Source organism: Candidatus Limnocylindrales bacterium (genome assembly GCA_035626395.1).
GTDB lineage: Bacteria > Desulfobacterota > Binatia > UBA1149 > CAITLU01 > DASPNH01.
The window spans coordinates 25,674-46,486 of sequence record DASPNR010000013.1 but is presented as its reverse complement, the minus strand read 5'-3'; the positions used below and the strand labels follow the sequence as shown (position 1 = coordinate 46,486).

15 protein-coding genes are annotated in these 20,813 nt (G+C 68.9%); 11 read left to right on the top strand and 4 right to left on the bottom strand.

Annotated elements, in window-relative coordinates; translation table 11 throughout:
• Positions 1 to 59 precede the first annotated feature (59 nt).
• From VEC57_06925 to VEC57_06915, 3 genes are read left to right on the top strand one after another with little or no spacing between them, the layout of a single operon-like run.
• Complete coding sequence (locus tag VEC57_06925) at positions 60 to 593, top strand: methanogen output domain 1-containing protein (protein HYB98855.1); 534 nt, start codon at positions 60 to 62, stop codon at positions 591 to 593.
• Positions 594 to 598: 5 nt separating this feature from the next.
• Entirely contained in the window at positions 599 to 2,920 is a 2,322-nt protein-coding gene (locus VEC57_06920) for a PAS domain S-box protein (GenBank protein HYB98854.1), read from the top strand.
• 46 nt (positions 2,921 to 2,966) lie between these two features.
• Complete coding sequence (locus VEC57_06915; protein ID HYB98853.1) at positions 2,967 to 3,389, top strand: nuclear transport factor 2 family protein; 423 nt, start codon at positions 2,967 to 2,969, stop codon at positions 3,387 to 3,389.
• A 134-nt stretch (positions 3,390 to 3,523) separates the two neighbouring features.
• Here VEC57_06915 and VEC57_06910 read toward each other — a convergent pair whose 3' ends face one another.
• Both VEC57_06910 and VEC57_06905 read right to left on the bottom strand, forming a co-directional pair.
• Positions 3,524 to 6,691 carry an efflux RND transporter permease subunit gene (locus VEC57_06910; GenBank protein HYB98852.1) on the bottom strand — a complete coding sequence of 1,056 codons (3,168 nt, stop codon included), beginning with the start codon at positions 6,689 to 6,691 and terminating at the stop codon, positions 3,524 to 3,526.
• Between the two features lie 2 nt (positions 6,692 to 6,693).
• Complete coding sequence (locus tag VEC57_06905) at positions 6,694 to 7,878, bottom strand: efflux RND transporter periplasmic adaptor subunit (protein ID HYB98851.1); 1,185 nt, start codon at positions 7,876 to 7,878, stop codon at positions 6,694 to 6,696.
• 192 nt (positions 7,879 to 8,070) lie between these two features.
• Between VEC57_06905 and VEC57_06900 the strand changes: the two genes are divergently transcribed.
• From VEC57_06900 to VEC57_06890, 3 genes are read left to right on the top strand one after another with little or no spacing between them, the layout of a single operon-like run.
• Entirely contained in the window at positions 8,071 to 9,279 is a 1,209-nt protein-coding gene (locus tag VEC57_06900; GenBank protein ID HYB98850.1) for an aminoacetone oxidase family FAD-binding enzyme, read from the top strand.
• A gap of 9 nt (positions 9,280 to 9,288) precedes the next feature.
• Entirely contained in the window at positions 9,289 to 9,861 is a 573-nt protein-coding gene (gene efp / locus VEC57_06895; protein HYB98849.1) for an elongation factor P, read from the top strand.
• Between the two features lie 12 nt (positions 9,862 to 9,873).
• Positions 9,874 to 11,535: a hypothetical protein gene (locus tag VEC57_06890; protein HYB98848.1), complete on the top strand. Its 1,662-nt coding sequence runs from the start codon at positions 9,874 to 9,876 to the stop codon at positions 11,533 to 11,535.
• A 28-nt stretch (positions 11,536 to 11,563) separates the two neighbouring features.
• Here the strand turns inward: VEC57_06890 and VEC57_06885 are convergent, their stop codons facing one another.
• Positions 11,564 to 12,301, bottom strand: a complete 738-nt coding sequence (locus tag VEC57_06885) for an ABC transporter ATP-binding protein (GenBank protein ID HYB98847.1) — start codon at positions 12,299 to 12,301, stop codon at positions 11,564 to 11,566.
• Between the two features lie 61 nt (positions 12,302 to 12,362).
• On the bottom strand, positions 12,363 to 13,175 hold the full coding sequence (locus VEC57_06880; protein HYB98846.1) for an ABC transporter permease: 813 nt from the start codon (positions 13,173 to 13,175) through the stop codon (positions 12,363 to 12,365).
• A gap of 317 nt (positions 13,176 to 13,492) precedes the next feature.
• On the opposite strand from VEC57_06880, the gene VEC57_06875 reads away from it, so the two are divergent.
• The 5 genes from VEC57_06875 to uca are packed head-to-tail and all read left to right on the top strand — an operon-like array spanning position 13,493 to position 20,800.
• Positions 13,493 to 14,416 carry a TorF family putative porin gene (locus tag VEC57_06875; GenBank protein HYB98845.1) on the top strand — a complete coding sequence of 308 codons (924 nt, stop codon included), beginning with the start codon at positions 13,493 to 13,495 and terminating at the stop codon, positions 14,414 to 14,416.
• A gap of 29 nt (positions 14,417 to 14,445) precedes the next feature.
• The gene (locus VEC57_06870) at positions 14,446 to 15,507 is read left to right on the top strand and encodes a putative urea ABC transporter substrate-binding protein (protein ID HYB98844.1); all 1,062 of its coding nucleotides are present in this window, start codon (positions 14,446 to 14,448) and stop codon (positions 15,505 to 15,507) included.
• A 57-nt stretch (positions 15,508 to 15,564) separates the two neighbouring features.
• Positions 15,565 to 16,398 (top strand): urea amidolyase associated protein UAAP1, encoded by an 834-nt coding sequence (locus tag VEC57_06865; GenBank protein HYB98843.1) that lies wholly within the window; start codon positions 15,565 to 15,567, stop codon positions 16,396 to 16,398.
• A gap of 20 nt (positions 16,399 to 16,418) precedes the next feature.
• Positions 16,419 to 17,078 (top strand): urea amidolyase associated protein UAAP2, encoded by a 660-nt coding sequence (locus VEC57_06860; protein ID HYB98842.1) that lies wholly within the window; start codon positions 16,419 to 16,421, stop codon positions 17,076 to 17,078.
• Positions 17,079 to 17,125: 47 nt separating this feature from the next.
• On the top strand, positions 17,126 to 20,800 hold the full coding sequence (uca, locus tag VEC57_06855; protein ID HYB98841.1) for an urea carboxylase: 3,675 nt from the start codon (positions 17,126 to 17,128) through the stop codon (positions 20,798 to 20,800).
• Positions 20,801 to 20,813 lie beyond the last annotated feature (13 nt).

Here is a 20,813-nt window from a genome sequence, read left to right as displayed (position 1 = left end):
CTGCTACACGGCAAGCACGGCAGCCGCGGCGAAAAGCCGACCGGCTGAGGAGGATCATCGTGCACGACGCTCCTGTTTCCATCACCCCGCGTAGCGCCTCGATCGCCCTGGAGCGAGACGTGTTCCTGCGTACGCTTCTTCGCCATCTGGCGGGGACGCTGCAGAACGTCGTGGGTCTCGAGGAGGCCTCCGGCTTCGTCAGCGTCGTCGGCAAGGAGATGGGCGACGAGATCAACGGCGCCTACAAGGCCGCCCTCGGCACCGATCAGCTGACGCGCGAGCAGGTGGCCGAAGTCCTCGTCGACCTCAAGCGACGCATCCAGGGAGACTTCTTCATCATCGAGCAGGACGACGAGAAGATCGTCCTCGGCAACCGGGCCTGTCCGTTCGCGGAGAAGGTGGTCGGTCGTCCAGCGCTGTGCATGATGACGTCGAACGTCTTCGGCAGCATCGCCGCCGACAACCTCGGCTATGCCAAGGTCGCCATCGAGCAGGCGATCGCTCGCGGCGACGCCGGCTGCCGGGTCGTCGTCTACCTCAAGCCCACTGCGGCCTCCGAGGCCGCCGACGGACGCGCGTATTTCCAAGCCTGATCCGCGTGGAGCCATCGCGTTTCCTCGCCTTCGCCGGGCCATTGCCCGAGCCGATGCTGCTGCTGACGCGCGCCGGCGTCATCGTGGAAGCCAATCCGGCAGCCATGCGCCGCCTGCGGCGTCTGGGACCGCTGGCGGGACGCTCGCTGCAGGAGCTGGTCGGTGACGACGAAGAGCACGTGGCCCGCTACCTGCGGGCGTGCGCCGGCAGCGGCGAGTTCGTTCTGGGCTCGCTGGCACTGCTCGACGAGCACGGCACCACGCTGATGCGCGCCGAGGGAGCGGCCGTCGGCACGGGCGGCGGCGAGCGGGCGATCCTGCTGCGCCTGGCTCCGCAGCAGGCAGTGGTGCGCGAGTTCGTGCACCTCAACCAGCGCATCGATGCGCTCGGCGCCGAGATCGTCCGCCGGCGGCAGGTCGAGGCGGCCCTGCGCGAGCAGGAAGAGCGGCTGCGCGTTACGCTGGCCAGCATCGGCGATGCCGTCATCGCCACCGATTCCCAGGGATGCGTCACCTACTGCAACGGCGTGGCGGCGACGCTGACCGGCTGGGAGCTCGAGGAGGCGCGCGGCCAGCCGCTGGTGCGCATCTTCCGGATCGTCGACGAACGCAGCGGCGCCCCCGCCGACGACATTGTCGCGACCGTGCTGCGCGAAGGCCGCGTGGTCGGCCTGGCCAACCATACGCTGCTCATTTCCAAGGACGGCCAGCAGCGACCCATCGCCGACAGCGCCGCCCCGATCCGCGGCGACGACGGCTCGGTGATCGGCGTGATCCTGGTTTTCCATGACGTCACCGAAAGCCGCACTTCGCAGCGCCTGACCCGCGAATCCGAGGAACGCTATCGTGCGCTGCTGGACGCGACCACGGCCATCGTCTGGGTTTCCGATCGCGACGGGAACCTCGTGCCGCCGCAGCCGTCGTGGTCGCGCTACACCGGCCAGAGCGATGCGGAGCTGACGGGCCTCGGCTGGCTCGACGCGCTTCACGCAGACGACCGCGACGCCGTTGCGGCCGGATGGCGGCAGGCGCGCTCCAGCGTCGATTTCTACCAGGCCGAAGCGCGCCTCTGGCATGCACCCACGGGCGAATACCGGCGAGTCGACACGCGCGCCGTGCCGCTGCGCAACGGCGACGGCACCATCCGCGAGTGGGTCGGCATGTGCGTGGACGTCGAGGACCGCCGCCGGGCCGAGGATGCGCTGCGCGAGTCGGATCGCCGCAAGGACGAATTCCTGGCAACGCTGGCACATGAGCTGAGAAACCCGCTGGCCCCCATCCTGCATTCGCTCGGGATCCTCGAGCACGCCGGCGAAGACCGGGCTCTGTCGGCGCGCGCCATCAACATGATGAAGCGCCAGCTCGGCCAGATGGTGCGGCTGATCGATGACCTGCTCGACGCCAGCCGCATCAGCCGCGGAAAGCTCGAGCTGCGCCTCGACGTCGTCGAACTGGCTTCCGCCATCGATCATGCCGTGGAGACGGTGCGCCGCCACATCGACGCGAAGGAGCAGAAGCTCACCGTGCTCCTGCCGCCCGAGCCGCTGTACGTGCGGGCCGACACGGTGCGGATCGCGCAGGTGTTCGCGAACCTGCTCAGCAATGCGTCCAAGTTCACCGACCCCGGCAGGAGCATTCGTGTGCGTGCGTCGCGTGAGGACGGCGAGGCGGTGGTCCGCATCACGGATGAAGGCATGGGCATCGCTGCCGAGCACATGTCGTCGATCTTCGAGATGTTCACGCAGCTCGACAACACGCTCGAGCGGGCGCAGAGCGGACTCGGCATCGGCCTGACGCTGGCGCAACGTCTGGCCGAGATGCACGGCGGCACGCTGACTGCCGACAGCCCCGGCCTCGGTGGCGGCAGCACCTTCACGGTGCGGCTGCCGCTGTCCGACGCCTACGGCGCCGCTTCCGCCGCCAAGACATCGGCCGGCCGCTCCGACACCGAACGGCCGCTCACGATCCTGGTGGCCGACGACAACCGCGACAGCGCCGATGGGCTCGCGATGCTGCTCCGACTCATGGGCCATACGGTGGCCGCCGCCTACGACGGCGAGGAGGCGTTTGCGAGGGCGCAGGAGCTGCAACCCGACATCGTCATCCTCGACATTGGAATGCCGCGCCGCAACGGTTACGAGACCTGCCGCATGATCCGGCAGCAGCCCTGGGGCAGGAACGCGCTGCTCGTGGCGCTGACCGGATGGGGTCAGGACGAGGACCGGCGCAGGACCCGGGAAGCCGGCTTCGACGCGCATGTCGTCAAGCCGGTGAGCGGCGAAGAGCTCGAGCGACTGATCTCGCGTCAGGCGACGGAGCCGCGATGACCGCCGCAATCCGCCTGCTGCGCTCGTCGCGCGCATAGGAGGAATCATGCCCGCACCTTCCACGCACGCATCGACCGTCGAACGCTGGCACGACCTGCTGCGCTCGGGCGACCTGACGGCGCTGGACGGCCTGCTGGCCGAGAATGCGGTGTTCCACTCGCCCGTCGTGCACACTCCTCAGCGCGGCAAGGCGCTGGTGACGATGTACCTGTCGGCCGCCGCGCAGGTGCTGCTGTCTTCGAACTTCCGCTACGTGCGCGAGGTGATCGGGCCGCGCGATGCGGTGCTGGAGTTCGAGGCCGAGATCGACGGCATCCACATCAACGGCGTCGACATGTTCCACTGGAACGAGGATGGCCGCATCGACGACTTCAAGGTGATGATCCGTCCACTGAAGGCCGTGAATCTGCTGCACGGCCTGATGAAGGAGATGCTCGAGGCCACGGGGCCGGCGACGGTCCACGGCTGAAGCACGCGACGGGTCTGTCGCGCCGCCGGCATGACGACCGCCCTCTTCACCGATGGCTCGCTCATCCGGACGTGATGCAGGCGGTGGCGGGCCGCCTCTTCACTTCTACGAGCGGCGCCCGGCGTATCCGGAGCTCAGAGCGCTTCGCGCTGCGATACGCCGAACGCGCGCCGGCGCGCGACGAGCGCGGTGCGCGCGTCGTCGAAGATCGCGTAGGCCACCGGCGTGACGATCAGCGTCAGCGCCAGCGACAGCGACTGTCCGCCGATGACGACGACCGCGATCGTGTAGCGCTCCTCGGCGCCCGGGCCGGTGCCGAGCGCCAGCGGCATCATGCCGGCCACAAGGGTCAGCGTCGTCATCAGGATCGGGCGCAGGCGGTCGCGGCTGCCGCGCAGGATCGCCTCGGTGCGCTCGATGCCTTGCGCGCGAAGCTGCTTGATGTGGTCCACCTGCAGGATCGAGTTCTTCTTGACCACCCCGAACAGCACCAGGATGCCGAGCGCCGAGAACAGGTTGAGCGTGCTGCCCGCCATCCACATCGAGAGCAGCGCGAACGGCACCGACAGCGGCAGCGACAGCAGAATCGTCACCGGATCGAGCAGGCTCTCGTACTGCGCCGCCAGGATCATGTACATGAACACGATCGAGAGCAGGAATGCCCACAGGAACTGCGTGAACGTGCGCTCGAGCTCGCGGCCCTTGCCGCTGACGCCGGTCGTGTACTCGGGCGGCAGCCCGAGCTTGGCAGCCTCCTCGCGAACGGCGTCCAGGCGGTCGCCGAGCGCGAAGCCGGGAGCGACCGTGGCCCGGATGCTCGCGACGCGCTGGCGGTCCAGACGGTCGATGCGCGAGGCCGTGGCGGCGGGATCCAGGCGAGCCACGCTGTCCAGCCGCACGAGCTGCCCGCTGGCGGACGGCACGAAGAGCCGCAGGATCGTCGAGGGATCGTTGCGGTCGCCTTCCTCCAGACGCACCTGCACGTCGTAGTCCTCGTTGACGGTCGGATCGACGAAGCGCGAGACGCGGTCGTCGCCGCCGACCATCAGACGCATGGCCAGCGCGATGTCCTCGACCTCCACGCCCAGATCGGCGGCGCGGTCGCGGTCGACCACGACGCGCAGCTCGGGCTTGGCCAGCTTGAGAGTCGTGTCGGCGTCGGCGATGCCGCCCATCTCGAGCATGCGCGTGCGCAGCTCCTCCGACTTGGCTGCCAGGAATTCGAGCTCGGGGCCGCGCAGGTTGAAGTCGATGTCGGCGCCCGCGGTGCCCAGGCTGAACGAGGAGGCGTTGCGCACCGACACGCGCAGGTCGGGATACTTCTTCATCTTGGCGCGCAGCTCCTGCATGACGTCACGCTGGGTGTAGTTCCCGACGAACGCCTCCCACGGCTGCAGGCGCACCAGTGACGAGAAGAAACGCCCGAAGGAGAAGTACCGCTCCTCGTGCGGGGCCAGGCGTACGTACGCCGAGGACTGGTTGACGATGCCGAGAAAGCCGCCGCCGACCGTGGTCAGCACGCTGCGCACGCCGCGGGTCGAGGAGATGTCGGCCGCGATGCGGCGCATGGCATCGTCCATCGCCGCCACGCTGGTGCCTTCGGGGGCCGTCACGTTGACCTCGAACTCGGCCTCATCGACGTCGGTGGGGATGTATTCCTGCTGGATGACGCCGTACAGCGGCACCATCGACAGCATCACGAGCACCGCCAGCACGCCGACCAGGCGCCTGCGCCGCAGCGCACCGCCGAGGCTGCGTGCATACAGATCGTCCAGCCGCGCGTAGAAGCCGCCGCGCGAGGCCTTGCCGTCGTGCGCCTGCGCGTCCGCCCGCAGCAGGCGCGCGCTCATGGCCGGCGTCAGAGTGAACGAAACCAGCAGGCTGACCAGGATCGCGGCCGCGGCGGTGATGCCGAACTGGTAGAGGAAGCGCCCCGAGATGCTCGACATGAACGAGACCGGCACGAAGACCACCACCAGCGACAGCGTCGTGGCCAGCACGGCCAGCCCGATCTCGGCCGTGGCGTCGCGCGCCGCCTGCATCGGCGAGAGCTTCTTCTCCTCGACGAAGCGGAAGATGTTCTCGAGCACCACGATGGCGTCGTCGATGACCACGCCCACCATCAGCACCAGCGCCAGCATCGTCACGCTGTTGAGCGTGAAGTCGAGCGCCCACATGCATGCGAACGTGGTGATCACCGAGGCCGGAATGGCCACGCCGGCGATCAGCGTGGAGCGCCAGCTGCGCATGAACACCAGCACGACCAGGCAGGCCAGGATGCTGCCGAGCACCAGGTGCACGGTGATCTCGTGCAGCGCAGCGTGGATGTAGCGCGACTGGTCGCGCAGGATCTCCAGCCTGATGTCGGGCGGAAGCTGGGCGCGCAGCTCCTCGATGGTCCGCTTGACGCCCTCGATGACGGCGACGGTGTTGGCGCCCGACTGGCGCCGGAGCTCCAGCGTCACCGTCGGCACGTCGTCGAGCCGCGCCACCGAGCGCTGCTCCTTGGTGCCGTCCTCGGCCCAGCCGACGTCGCGCACGCGGATCGGCGTTCCTTCGCGCGTGGCCAGCACCAGCTCGTCGAACGCCTGCGCATCCGAGAGCCGGCCGAGCGTTCGCAGGCTGCGCTCGACGGTGGGCGTGGTGACGTTGCCGCCGGGGACGCGGCTGTTCTGCGTCAGGATCGCGTCGCGCACCGTCGTGATCGGCAGCTGCATCGCCGCCAGGCGGTCGGCGTCGATCCAGACGTTGATGGCGCGCTCCAGCCCTCCGACCATGCGGATCTCGCCGACGCCCGGCGAGCGCTCCAGCTGGACCTTGACGATGCGGTCGGCAAGGTCGGTCAGCTCGCGCAGAGGGCGCTCTCCCGACACGGCCACCGAAAGGATCGGGCTCGACTCGTTGTCGAACTTGGCCACGCTCGGCAGATCCATCTCGCGCGGAAGCTCGCCCATGGCCGAGGTGACGCGGTCGCGCACGTCCTGCGCGGCCACGTCGATGTCGCGCTCCAGAAGAAACGTCGCGACCACCACCGTGGCTCCCGAGCCGGAGATGGAACGCAGCTCGTCCAGCCCTTCGACGGTGTTGATGACCTGCTCGAGCGGCTGCGCGACCTCGGTCTCCATCTCCTCGGGCGCGGCGCCGGGCAGCGTCGCGCGCACGCGCACCTGCGGAACGTCCACTGCTGGAAACCGGTCGACACCGAGTTGCAGATAGGCGGCCGCACCCACGACGACGAGCGCCAGGATGAGCATCGCCGCGAAGACGGGCCGGCGAATACAGATTTCGGCGAGCTTCTGCACCGCTACTCGACGATCACCGCCTGGCCCGCGGCGAGGTTGCCGGGCTCGGCGACGATCCTCTCGCCGGCGGCGAGGCCTTCGAGGATCTCGGTGCGGTCGTCCTGCTTGCGTCCCACGCGCACTCGCTTCTCGACGATCTTGCCGTTCTCGACGCCGAGCACGCGCGTGACGCCGGCAAAGACCACCAGCGACGACGCCGGCACGAGGACGGCCGGCATGTCGGGGTCGGTGATGATCTCGGCGGTCGCGAACGCACCCGGACGCAAGGTCCCGGCCGGATTCGGAATTTCGGCTTCCACCATCAGCGTACGCGTCGTCTCGTCGACCGCCGGGCTGATGCGCACGACCTTGCCCTCGGCGCTGGTGCGATCGCCGAGCTGCACCTGCACGCGCTGGCCCACCGCGATCGCGCCCGTCTCCTTCTCCGGCACCGCCAGGCGAAGGCGCAGCGGATGCACGCGCACGATCGTCACCACCTCGGCGCCGACCGAAAGATACGCGCCGATCGACAGGTGCCGCTCGCGCACCACGCCGTCGAAGGGCGCGCGCAGCGTGGCCTTGTCGAGCTGCTGCTCGGCGATGCGCAGCGCCGCCCGGCGCTCGGCAACCTGCGCCTGCCGGTTGCGCACCTCGTGCAGCGCTTCCTGCAGTCGCGCTTCGGCCACGCGCAGGTCGGCAGCCGTGCGCTCGACCTCGGCCGTGGAGGTGGCGCCATGCGGCTGCAGCGACGCCACGCGCTGCCGCTGGCTGCGCGCCTGATCGAGCACCGCCCGCGCCTGCCGCACCAGCGGCGTCTTCTCCGGATCGATCGCATCGCCCGAGCCGTCGGCCGGCACGCCGAGCTGCGCACGCGCCTGGGCCAGCGCGGTGCGCGCCTGCTCCACGCGAAGCTCGAAGTCCTCGAGGTTGAGAACGGCCACCACGTCGCCCGCCTTGACCACGCTGCCGATGTCCACTGGAAGGTGCTCGAGACGGCCGGCGACCTCGGTGTTCAGGACGACCTGGTCTTCGGCGGCCAGCGTGCCGGTGGCGATCACCCCGCGCGGGAGCGTGCCGGCCTCCGCCGTCACGAGACGCACCGGCCGCGGCTGATCCTGAGCGCGCATGGGTGCGGCGCTGGAGCCCTCGCCGCCGCACGCGCTCACCAGGACCGCCGCGGCAAGGGCCGCGCATCGCAACCAGACCATCGTCTCCTTTAATCATGGTCATGGCGTAGGGGACAGATGCGCTCGCGCCGGCGCGAGCGCACCGGCGGCTGCTCGCGGCGAGTCGGGCCGGAACTGCCAGCCGGCACGATCGGCGGCTGCACGCGCGCGCGCCGCACACCGGAAACCTCGCGGAAATGGTGCCGGGCACCGTTTTTCACTACAGGCCGCTGCGTGCGCAGCGACCCCATCATCATCGTGGGCGCCGGTGCCGCCGGCCTGATGGCGGCGATCTTCGCGGCCGGCGCTGGTGCGCCCGTGGTGCTGCTCGAACGTACGCGCGACGGCGGCCGCAAGATCCTCATCAGCGGCGGCGGGCGCTGCAACGTGCTGCCGTCGCGCCTGGAGGAGTCGCGCTTCGTCACCGCTTCCTCGCCCAATGCAATGCGCAAGATGATCCGCTCCTGGCCGCTGGCCGAGCAGCGCACGTTCTTCGAGGTGGAGCTGGGCGTGGCGCTGGCACTGGAGCCCGACAGCGGCAAGCTCTTTCCCGTCTCCAACCGTGCCCGCGAGGTGCGCGATGCGCTTGTTGCCGCCGCTGCCGCGCGCGGCGCCGAGCTTCGCGGCGAGCACAGCGTCGTCGGCGTGCGGCGACTCGGCGATGCGTTCGAGGTCGAGTTGGAAAACCGCCCGCCGCTGCGCGCGGCGGCCGTCATCCTGGCAACCGGTGGGCTTTCGGTGCCGAACACCGGCAGCGACGGCACGGGACTGCGCATCGCGGGCGAGCTCGGCCACGAGCTGCGCCCGACCTACCCGGCGCTGACGCCGCTGGTGCAGGAGCCCGCACGCTACCGAGAGCTCGCCGGAGTCTCGTGCACGGCCACGCTGAGCGCAGGCAGGACGACGTCGCGCGGCGGCTTCCTTTTCACGCATCGGGGCTTCAGCGGTCCCTCCGTGCTCGACGTGTCCCACGTGGCCACGCGCGATGGCGGCGACATCCACGTTCAGTGGACCGAGCGCACGCGCCAGGAGTGGGAGGAGATGCTGCGCCCGCAGCGCGCGGGAGTGGCCGGCGTGCTGCGACGCCACCTTCCCGCGCGCCTCGCCGACGCGTTGATGGCGGATGCGGGCATTCCTGCCGAGCGATCGCTCGCCGATCTTCGCGCAGCGGAACGTCGCGCGATCGTCGAGTCCCTGACGCGCTGGCGGCTGCCCTGGACCGGACATGAGGGCTACCGCAAGGCTGAGGTCACCGGCGGCGGCGTCGATCTCGGCGAAGTGGACCCGCGCACGATGCAGAGCCGTCGCTGCCCCGGCCTGTTCCTGTGCGGAGAAATGCTCGACGCCTTCGGGCCCATCGGCGGCTACAATTTCCTGTGGGCGTGGGCGACCGGACGAGCGGCGGGTCTGGGTGCGCTTACGGCCACCGGCGTTTTCCGCTAGACCGCGCACATGATCTCCACCGGCGAATTCAAGCGGGGCATGCGCATCCTCGTCGACAACGATCCGTACGTGATCCTGGACGTCCACCAGCAGTCGCCGTCGGCGCGCGGCGCGTCGACACTGACCAAGATCAAGGTGCGCAATCTTCGCACCAGCCAGGTCCTGGAAAAGACGTTCCGCGGCGGCGACAAGGTCGAGCAACCCGACCTGGAGCTGCGGCCGGTGCAGTTCCTGTACCGCGACGACGACGGCTTCCATTTCATGGACACCAACAGCTATGAGCAGATCCTGCTGTCCGAAGACGATGTGGGCGACGCGCCGGGGTATCTGACCGAAGGCCTCGAGGACATCCGCTCGGTGGTCTTCAACGGCAAGGTGATCTCGATCGATCTTCCCAATACGGTCGTGCTGACCATCACCGAGACCAATCCGTCCATCAAGGGCGGCACCGCCCAGGCACAGACCAAGCCGGCAACGCTGCAGACGGGGCTGGTCATCCAGGTCCCGGCCTATCTCGAATCGGGAGAGCAGATCGTCGTCGATACGCGCGATGCGCGCTTCATCTCGCGCGCCAAGGGCTGAGGCTCCGTCTTCTTGGATCGGTGGCGCCGCATCCTGGCGCGGCTGACGTGGCCGCAGCGGCCGGCGTCCATTCGTTGGTCGGCGCTGGCGGCGCTCGCGGCCTCGCTCGCTCTCGTGTTCGTCTTCCAGCCGGCCGACCTCGGTTTTCGCCAGGGACACCGCGGCTGGGTCAGCGCTCATACGCTGGCGATCATCGAACGCGCGACGGCCGAGAACCGCTTCGTCGGCTACACCATGTCGTATGCGATGGACGATGGCCGCGAGCTCTTCTACTTCGACCGATATCCCGTCTTCTTCAGCGCCGCGATGCATGCGGCGCTGCACGCCGGCGAGCTCAAGGCCGGAGAGAAGATCCACCGCGCACGGCAGCTCATGAACCTCATCTACGTGGCGACCGTGGCCATGGGCGTCCTGCTGCTGCTCGAGGTGGGCATGAGCGTTCCCGTTGCCGTGGCTGCCTCGGCGTTCGCGGCCATGGGCTACTACCTCGTCGAGTATCGCGACATGGTGCACTTCGACCAGCCTGCGCTGCTCGGCTGGATGGTGCTGCTGTGGGCGATCGCCGGCTGGTATCGCGGCCGTGGCGCTGCGCGCGTGTATCTTGCCACGACGTTCGCCGTGCTATGGGGGCGCGGCTACGCGTCGTTCGCCGTGCTCGGCGTATGGTGGCTCCTCGAGGCGTGGGGCGCGGCCGGTCGCGAGGGCGTGAGGGCCTCGTTCCGGACTCTGCTCGCCGCCGCCCCGACGCGCGCATGCCTGCTGGGCATCGGGCTCGGCGCAGCATGCCTCGCCTACAACATCTCGGTCGAGGCGAGCGCGCGAAACGTGCCGGTGACCGAGGTCAGCATCGTCGACAGCGCCGCGCGCCGGCTGTCGCTGGACGCCGAGTTCCACGACCGCATCGACAAGTACGTCCCGTGGCCCAGGTTGATCAGCCGCCAGTCGCAGTCGCTGCTGCGCAGCCTGATGCCGTGGCGGCGCGGCAATCGCGTGCGCGAGGTCGGGATGGGCAGCGTCGTGCTGGCGCTTGCCGTGGCCGGCGCGGCGGTTGCGTTCGCGGCGACGCGCCCTGCCCCGGCAAGCAAGGTTCTGCTGCTGATGTGCCTTGCGGGACCGGCCTGGATCTTCGCGATGCGCGACCTGTCGGCGTTCCATTCGTACGTGGCGATCTACTACTTCCCGCTCACGCTGGTCTTCTTCACGGCGCTGCTGCACCTGATTCCGCCGCGCGCCCATCTGGTCGCGGTGATTCTGGCCTGCGGCCTGGGGGTGTGGAGCTCGTACCGGAAGGACGTCGTGCTGACGAAGGCCGGACGCACGGCCGTGCAGGAGACCAAGGACATGCAGGCCGTGCAGCGCGAGCTCCGCCGCCGCCGGGGCATCGATGCCGTCGCGGTCGCGCCGCGACACAAGAAGCTGTTCCGCGGCGTGCCCTTCGCGCTCGGCTTCTACCTGCCCGAGCACGACATCGTCGCCGACGGCCGCACCACCGTCGTGCTGTCGCGAGGCCGCGGGATCGACGGCACCAACCTGACCCCGAACAACCGCCGGCTCTTCCTGTTCCTGGCCGACAAGCCCTACCGCGTCCGCACCGCGATCGGCAGCCGGTGGTCGTCGCCGAAGGGGCGTCTGGCGCGGCAGTTGCGGGCGCGGGAAGAAACGGCGCCGGAGTAGGAATTCGTCGCCGTCCGAAGCGTCCGGCTCAGCACGCGATGTCGTACGTCACCGTCGCTCCGTACCGCTCGGGTGCATGCGGATCGACGCGAACCTTGTCGAACACGAGCAGGCGCGTCGCGAGCTTGAAGCCTTCGCGGATGTCGTGCGTGACCATGAGGATCGTCATGCCGGTCTCCTTCCACAGTCGCAGCACCAGCTCGTGGATCGCTTCCTTCGTGCCCGGATCGAGCGCGCCGAATGGCTCGTCGAGCAGCAGCACCTTGGGCTTGCGGATCAGGGCCTGCGCAATCGACAGGCGCTGGCGCATGCCGCCCGAGAGTTGATGGGGATAGGCGGCGGCATCGGCGCTCAGGCCCACTGCCTCGAGGTAGCGTAGCGCCTCGTCGCATGCGCTGCGTCGCGCCGAGCCGAACAGGCGGCCCAGGCGCGGCGCGCGCTCGAGCTCGAGGCCGAGCGCGACGTTGTCGAGGACGCTCAGGTGCGGAAAGACGCTGTAGCGCTGGAAGACGACGCCGCGGTCCGGTCCGGGCTCGCATCGCAGCGGCTCGCCATCCAGGAGCACGGTGCCGCGCGACGCGCGCTGCTGGCCGAGCAGGATGCGCAGGAACGTCGACTTGCCGCAGCCCGAGGGGCCGGTGATGGCGCAGAACGTTCCCGGCTCGATCGCCAGGCTGACGCGCTCCAGCACGATCTTGCTGCCGTACTCGTGCCAGAGGTTGCGCACGCAGATGCCGCGGCTGCCGTTACGGCCGCTCGCGGTCACGACGCGGCTCCGCCAGGACCGCCCATTCGCGCCCGCCGTGTCGTCTTCGGCTGCTCTAGGCTCATCCCGCCGTCTCCGCATCGAGCCATGGATAGAGACGCCGGCGCATGCGGCGCAGGCCCCAGTCGAACAGGAACGCGAGCAGCGTGATCCACACGACGTAGGGAAGGATCACGTCCATCGCCATGTAGCGGCGCAGCAGGAAGATCCGGTAGCCGAGCCCGCTCGTCGCCGAGATCGCCTCGGCCGAAATCAGGAACAACCACGCGGGCCCCAGCGACAGCCGCAGTGAGTCGATCAGGCGCGGGACGATCTGCGGCAGGATCACCCGTGTGGCGAGTTGGAAGCTGCCGGCGCCTAGAGTCTGCGCCTTGATCCATTGCTCTTCGGGAATCTCGCGCACGCGCTGCGACAGGTCGCGGATCATGAACGGCAGGACACCGAGCACGATGAGCGCCACCTTGGACAGCTCATCGACGCCGAGGACGATGAAGAGGATCGGCAGGATCGCCAGCGCCGGAATCATCGACAGCACCGTGACCACCGGGCCGAGCAAAGCCTCGGCGTAGGGGAGCATCCCCAGCGTCAATCCTGCTGCCAGCGCGAGCGTGGTCGCGATGCCGAGCCCGATGCCGAGGCGAGCGAGGCTGGCCTGGGTGTCGTCCCAGAACAGGAGCCGTCCGGTGCGCGCGTCCTCGTGCAAGGCCATGGCCGACCACGCCTCGGCCATCGCGGCCGGCGGCGGCATCAGCTTGTCCGCCGGGTTGGCAGCCAGCCGCACACTCGATCCCATCAGGTAGAGGAGAGCGAGGATGGCGAAGGGCACGACGGCGAGCGCGGCAGGCCTTCTCGGAACGCGATTGATCCATCTCACGAATGCACTTCCGCTCGCGCGGAGCGCGACCGGTCCCTCGCCGGGAGGTGCAACGCCGGTGCCATTGTCCAGGCGCCGTCAAACGCGGCAGCAGGAGCACGATGCGACCTGCTGTGCTCACGAGACGTGCACCGCCTGCCCTCTCGATAGGCACGGCGAGAGCACGCGGCATCGCCGTGCCCGCAAAAACGGGCGGAAAAACGCCCGCCACCGGTTGGTGTGAACATTGCTCTAGAAGCGTCGGTACTTGCGACCGGCCCGGATCGTGATGGCGCGCCGGGCCTGCCTGGATCGAAAAAAGGGAAACGGAGGATTCGATGAAGCTCGAGTACGGGAAGGTGTTTCTGGGCGCGGCGACGGTGGCGTTGTCGACCGCGATGATGCTGGGCGCGGCCCAGCCGGCCAGCGCCGGGGCCTATGGCGACGACGAGGAGACGACCGAAGCACCGGCGCCGGTGCCGGCAGCCAAGGCCGAGGCGGAAGTGGAAGAAGAAGAGGATGAGTTCCTGGGATTCATTCCGGGCGACGTCACCGGCCTGGTCACGCTGATCTCGGACTACTCGTTCCGCGGCGTCTCGCAGACGCAGCGCGACTTCGCGCTGCAGGGCGGTGTGACGTGGAAGCCTTGGGCCGGGCTGTACGTGGGCGCCTGGGGCTCCTCGATCAACTTTGCCCAGTCACTGAATCCACCCAACTGCACGCCGGGCACCAACGGGTGTGACACCGAAGACACGTATCTGGAGCAGGATTTCTTCGCCGGCTGGGCCGGAGCTCTTGGCGACTTGAGCTATGACACGAGCGCCACCTACCTCTGGTATCCGGCCGAAGCGCATTGGAGCTACTGGGAGTTCGCTCTGAAGCTTGCCTACAACCTCGGGTTCATGACACCCAAGGCCGGTCTGGTGTGGTCGCCGAACTACTTCGGTTTCGCCGATGACGGCATCTACGCGTCCACCGGCATCGCGGTGCCGATCCCCCTGGGCGCGGCGGCGAAGTACGTCGGCCTGACCGTAGACGGAAACTTCGGCTACACGTGGACCGACGACGAGAAGGACTTCGGCGGCGATCAGCTCTTCATCGAGAACGATGGCGATACGGCCGAGCAGTACATCGACTGGAACGTCGGTCTGGTCGTTGCCGTTCACAAGAACATCTCGATCGACCTGCGCTACATCGACACGAATCTGAATCTGAGAGACGGCGACGCACGCTTCGTCGGCGGCGCGACCTTCTCCTTCTGAACTGCAACCAGCCGAGAACGGGGACCATCATGCTTCGCAGAATCAGCTTCATCCTTGCGTTCTCGCTCATCGTCGGGACGGCACTGGCACCTTCGGGTGCCAGTGCCGAGCCCAAGAAGAAGTTCAAGATCGCCTGGTCGATCTACGTTGGCTGGATGCCCTGGGGCTACCTTTCCGACTCCAGGATCATCGAGAAGCACGCCAGGGAGAACGGCATCGAGATCGAGATCGTCCAGATCAACGACTACGTGGAATCCATCAACCAGTACACGGCCGGCCAGTTCGACGGCTGCTCCATGACCAACATGGATGCGCTGACGATCCCGGCCGCCGGAGGAGTCGACTCCACCGGCCTGATCGTGGGCGACTTCTCCAACGGCAACGACGGAATCGTCCTGAAGAAGAAAACGAAACTGGAGGAAATCAAAGGCCAGGATGTCCACCTCGTCGAGCTGTCGGTGTCCCATTACCTGCTGGCGCGCGCGCTCGCGTCCGTGGGACTTTCCGAAAAGGACATCGAGGTCGTCAACATCTCCGACGCCGACATCGTCGGCATCTTCGCCAGCGAGTCCGTGACCGCGGCGGTGACGTGGAACCCTCAGCTTTCCGAGATCGCCCGGACGCCCGACGCGCACGTCGTCTTCGACTCGAGCAGAATTCCCGGCGAGATCATCGACCTGATGGTCGTCAACACCAAGACGCTCCAGGACAACCCGGCCTTCGGCAAGGCGCTGGTCGGCGCATGGTACGAGGTGCTCGGGCTGCTGGCCGACAAGGGGGAGAAGGGCAAGGCCGCGCGCGAAGCGATGGCCAAGGCCTCCGGCACCGACCTTGCCGGATTCGAGGCGCAGCTGGCAACGACCAGGATGTTCTACACGCCCAAGGAGGCCGCGGACTTCGCCGCCAGCGCGGCGCTGACGACGACGATGGATCACGTGCGCAAGTTCTCGTTCGAGCACGGGCTCCTCGGCGCCGGCGCCAAGTCGGCCGACGCAATCGGCATTCAGTATCCGGGCGGAAAGACGGCCGGCGACGCCAGCAACATCATGCTGAGATTCGACAACACGTTCATGGCGGCGGCCGCCAAGTAGGGGCAAGCGCGATCGCGACGACGTTTCTGCGGCAGCGGGTTTGCGTTACGAGGGGACATGACCACCTCCGACACAGCCACGCCTCGCGGCGCCATGGAGCACGCGCGCGCGAAGGCGCAGCGGGAAGCGGCCGCGGTGCGCGCCAAGCCGACCGTTCCGGTCACCGACGCGTGCGATCTTCCAGTCGGCGTCGATCTCCAGGACCTCTGCTGGGACGAGTGTCTGGACGCGGGCGGCTACTCCGCGCGCGTCCTCGAGCGCGGCACGACGATGCGCCTGGACGACCTGGAAGGCGACGCGTGCGTTTCGCTGCTCGCCTACAACGCCGACTGCCTGAGCGAACGGCTCAACGTCGCCGATACCGTCAAGGTGCAGTGGCAGGCGTACCTCGGCCTCGGTGACCTGCTGCTGTCGGACATGGGACGCGTGCTGCTTTCGATCCGCGCCGATACGAGCACGCGCCACGACGCGCTCTGCGGAGCTTCCAGCCCCTGGTCGAATGCCGCCAGGTACGGCACCGGCGACAACCACGGCCCCTGCCCCAGCGCGCGCGATCGCTTCGTGCTGGCGCTGGCCAAGCACGGCCTGGGCAAGCGCGACATCTGTCCCAACGTCAACCTGTTCAAGCAGGTGCGCGTGGGCGGCGACGGCTCCCTTACCTTCGTGCAGGCCGAGCCCGTGCGCAGCCACGTCGAGCTGCGCGCCGAGATGCGGGTGCTGGTCGTGATCGCCAACACGCCGCACGTGCTCGATCCGCGCACGACCTACGACGTCGGACCGGTGCGCGTGCTGGCATGGCGCGGCCATCCGACGCGGCAGGACGATCCGCTGCGCGCGTCGACGCCGGAACGGCTGCGCGCGTTCCAGAACGTCGAGGACTACTACGCATGAGCGAGGCGGGGAGCCGAGGCGTGAGCGCGCCGGAGGCGGTCGACGAGCTCGACGGCGCCGACGTCGCGGGTGTGGTCGTTCATGACGCCGTGGTGCCGGCGCGGGCGCCGTGGTCGTTCGTCGTGGCGGCGGGGCAGACGCTGCGCATCATCGACCTCGAGGGCAATCAGGCGGTCGACTGCATCCTCTACAACGCCCACGACACCGAGGAGCGCTACAGCGCGCCCGAGACGATCGTCGCGCAGGGCAACATCTTCCTTACCACCGGTACGCGGCTGATCTCGACCGAGGGCCGCGTGATGATGACGATCACCGCCGACACCTGCGGCCGGCACGACACCATCGGCGGCGCGTGCAGCTGCGAGTCGAACACGCTGCGCTACGGGCATCACACGAAGCACCAGCACGCGTGCGTGGAGAACTTCCTGATCGAGCACGCGCGCCGCGGCATGGGCAAGCGCGACATGACGAGCAACATCAACTGGTTCATGAACGTGCCGGTGGAGGCGGACGGCGCCCTCGGCATCGTCGACGGGCTTTCGGCGCCGGGCAAGTACGTCGACCTGCGCGCGGAGATGGACACGCTGGTCGTCGTCTCGAACTGCCCGCAGATCAACAACCCGTGCAACGCCTTCCACCCCACACCGGTGCGCATGCTCGTGTACGGGGTCCGGTCTTGAAGCTACGGCGACAGGGCAGAAGACCGTAGATTCGGGACCTGACCCCAATGACGCTTCCGCGGAGAGTCCTGATCGCGAATCGCGGCGAGATCGCCTGTCGCGTCATACGCACGCTCGACCGGCTCGGTGTGCCGTCGCTGGCGGTGTATGCCGATGCCGACTCGGGCGCGCGGCACGTGCGCGAGGCGAGCGAGGCCGTGCGCATCGGACCGGCGCCGGTGGCCGAGAGCTACCTGCGCGCCGACGTCATCCTGGAGGTCGCGCGCACGCACGGCGCCGATGCGATTCATCCCGGCTACGGCCTGCTCAGCGAGAACGCCGACTTCGCCGCCGCGTGCGAAGCGACCGGCATCGCCTTTCTCGGGCCGACCTCGGTGCAGATCCGCGACTTCGGCCTCAAGCACCGCGCGCGAGAGCTGGCCTCGGCGGCCGGCGTGCCGGTCTGCCCCGGCACCGACGTTCTCGCCGACGCGCCGGCCGCCATCGCCGCGGCCTCGGGCATCGGCTATCCGGTTCTGCTCAAGGCCACCGCCGGCGGCGGCGGCATCGGCATGTGGCTGTGCCACGACGACGAGGAGCTCGCGCGCGAGTTCGACCGCGTCTCGCGCCTCGCCGCCGCGCACTTCGGCAGCGGCCAGACCTTCCTCGAGAAGTTCGTGCCGCGCGCGCGCCACATCGAGGTGCAGATCTTCGGCGACGGCGCCGGAAGCGTGATCAGCCTGGGCGAGCGCGACTGCTCGCTCCAGCGCCGCCGCCAGAAGGTGTTCGAGGAGTGCCCCGCTCCCAACCTGCCACCCGCGCTGGCCGCACGCATGCACGCCGCCGCGGTCGAGCTCGGCAGGTCCGTCTCGTACCGGTCCGCCGGAACGGTCGAGTTCCTGCTCGATGCGCGCACCGGCGACTTCTACTTCCTCGAGGTGAACACGCGCCTGCAGGTCGAGCACGGCGTGACCGAGGAAGTGTGCGGCATCGACCTGGTCGAATGGATGATCCGCCTCGGCACCGGCGATGCTTCGCCGATGCACGCCTATCGGCACCGGCCGCGCGGGCACGCCATCGAGGTTCGGCTGTACGCCGAAGATCCGAGCCGCGCCTTCCAGCCGAGCTCGGGCGTGCTCACCGAGGTCGTGCTGCCGCACGACGTGCGCATCGACGGCTGGATCGAACGCGGGACCGAGGTCTCGCCCTTCTACGACCCGCTGCTGGCCAAGGTCATCGCCCACGGCGACGACCGCGCGGCCGCGCTCGCGCGACTCGCCGACGCCCTGTCGCGCACCCGCCTCGGCGGGCTGCGAACCAATCTCGAGTACGCGCGCGCCGTCGCCGAGTGGCACGAGCTGGTGCGCGGCGATCATCACACCGGCTCGCTCGCCGATTTCGAGTATCGGCCCTGCGCGGTCGAGGTCATCGAAGCCGGCGCGATGACGACGGTGCAGGACTGGCCCGCCCGTCTCGGCTACTGGCACGTGGGCGTGCCGCCGTCGGGGCCGATGGACGACCTGGCCTTTCGCATCGGCAACCGCATCCTCGGCAACGCCGAAGGCACGTCGGGCCTGGAGCTGACGATCCGCGGGCCGACGCTGCTCTTCCACCGCGCCGCCACCGTCTGCATCACCGGCGCCACCATCGATGCGCTGCTCGACGGACGGCCGTGCTCGATGTGGGAACCGATCGAGGTTGCCGCCGGGTTCGTGCTCGAGCTCGGCGCCATCCTCGGCCCCGGCGCCCGCACGTATCTGCTGGTGCGCGGCGGCCTCGACGTCCCCGAATATCTCGGGTCGCGCTCGACGTTCACGCTCGGACGCTTCGGCGGGCATGCCGGACGCGCGCTCGTCGTCGGCGACGTGCTGCCGCTCGGGGACGCCAGCTCGGCGCCCGACGAGCCGCTGGAGCCGGGCTGGGCGCGCGCGATGGCGCAGCAGTACGGGCCGGCCTGGGAGCTGCGCGTGATCGACGGTCCGCACGCCAATCCGGACTTCTTCACCGACCAGGACATCGAAACGTTCTACGGACAGTCCTTCGAGGTTCACTATCAATCGGCGCGCACCGGCGTGCGGCTGATCGGTCCGAAGCCGTCATGGGCGCGCAGCGACGGAGGCGACGCGGGGCTGCATCCGTCGAACATCCACGACACAGCCTACGGCGTCGGCTCGGTCGACTTCACCGGCGACATGCCGGTCATCCTCGGCCCCGACGGCCCGAGCCTTGGCGGGTTCGTCTGCCCCGCCGTCGTCATCCACGCCGACCTGTGGAAGCTCGGCCAGCTCAGCCCCGGCGATACCGTCACGTTCCGTGCAGTTTCCACCGAGGAGGCGACTTCCGCCGATCACGCGCAGGCTGCATGGCTGCAAAGGCGCGGCTACGTCGACCGCACCCATGGCATCACGCCGGCGGCCGGCGGCCGGCGCCGCGGGCCGCTGACCAGCGGCGTGCTGAGCAGGCGCGCGGCGACCGCCGCCACGCCGGAGGTCACCTATCGCCGCAGCGGCGATCGCTATCTTCTGATCGAGTACGGGCCGCTCGTCCTCGACATCGACCTGCGCATCCGCGCGCAGCTTCTGTTCGAGGCGCTCGAGCGCGCGCGCCGCAGCGACAGCGTGCGCGGCATCATCGACGTCACGCCCGGCATCCGATCGGTGCAGGTGCACTACGACCCGCACGTGCTGCCGCAGCTCGAGCTGATGCGCGTGCTCGAGGCGCTGGAAGACGGCCTGGCATCGGGCGCCGGCCTGCGGCTGGCCACGCGCATCGTGCATCTGCCGCTTTCGTGGAACGACCCGCAGGCGATCAAGACCGTCGAGAAGTACATGGCGGTGGTCCGCGACGATGCGCCCTGGTGTCCGAGCAACATCGAGTTCATCCGGCGCATCAACGGGCTGGAGTCGCACGACGAGGTGTACCGGATCGTCTTCGGCGCCAGCTACCTGGTGCTGGGCCTCGGCGACGTCTATCTCGGCGCGCCGGTGGCCACGCCCATCGACCCGCGTCACCGCCTGGTGACCACCAAGTACAACCCGGCGCGCACCTGGACGCCCGAGAACGCCGTCGGCATCGGCGGCGCCTACCTCTGCATCTATGGCATGGAAGGACCGGGCGGCTATCAGCTGGTCGGGCGCACCGTGCCGGTGTGGAACACGTACGAGCGCTGGCGCGGCAGCAACGCGGGCGCCCCATGGCTGCTGCGCTTCTTCGACCAGATCCGGTTTCATCCGGTCGAGGCCGGAGAGCTTCTCGAGCTGCGGCGCGCCGTCGTCGAAGGACGCCATGAGCTTCGCATCGAGGAGGACACCTTCGACGTCGATGCCTACCACCGCTTCCTCGGTTCCATCGCCGAAGATGCCGGCATGTTCCGGCGGCGCCAGCAGGCTGCCTTTGCCGAAGAGCGCCAGCGCTGGGTGGATTCGGGGGAATTCGAAGCCGCAAGGAGCGCCGAAGGAAGCCTGGCCTCGCTGCGAGCACGGAGCGGGGAGTTCCACGCATCGGACGCCGCGATGGTGATCACCGCTCCCTTCGGTGCGCAGGTGTGGGCGATGCCGGTCCAGGAAGGGCAGCACGTTGCGGCCGGCGAAGACCTCGTCGTCCTCTCCGCGATGAAAACCGAAACCGCCGTGCCCGCACCGGTATCGGGCACGATCGAGAAGCTGGCGTGCGCGCCCGGGCAGATCGTCCTCGCAGGTGCGCCGCTGCTGGCACTGCTGCCGGATGGGATGCGCGCGCGCTGAGAGTGCATTGGCG

What these genes read in the sequence shown, in the direction of transcription:
- VEC57_06915 (HYB98853.1), top strand. Translation starts at nt 2,967, where the DNA reads ATGCCCGCACCTTCCACGCACGCATCGACCGTCGAACGCTGGCACGAC.
- VEC57_06905 (HYB98851.1), bottom strand. Translation starts at nt 7,878, where the DNA reads ATGGTCTGGTTGCGATGCGCGGCCCTTGCCGCGGCGGTCCTGGTGAGC.
- efp (HYB98849.1), top strand. Translation starts at nt 9,289, where the DNA reads ATGATCTCCACCGGCGAATTCAAGCGGGGCATGCGCATCCTCGTCGAC.
- VEC57_06875 (HYB98845.1), top strand. Translation starts at nt 13,493, where the DNA reads ATGAAGCTCGAGTACGGGAAGGTGTTTCTGGGCGCGGCGACGGTGGCG.
- VEC57_06870 (HYB98844.1), top strand. Translation starts at nt 14,446, where the DNA reads ATGCTTCGCAGAATCAGCTTCATCCTTGCGTTCTCGCTCATCGTCGGG.
- VEC57_06865 (HYB98843.1), top strand. Translation starts at nt 15,565, where the DNA reads ATGACCACCTCCGACACAGCCACGCCTCGCGGCGCCATGGAGCACGCG.
- uca (HYB98841.1), top strand. Translation starts at nt 17,126, where the DNA reads ATGACGCTTCCGCGGAGAGTCCTGATCGCGAATCGCGGCGAGATCGCC.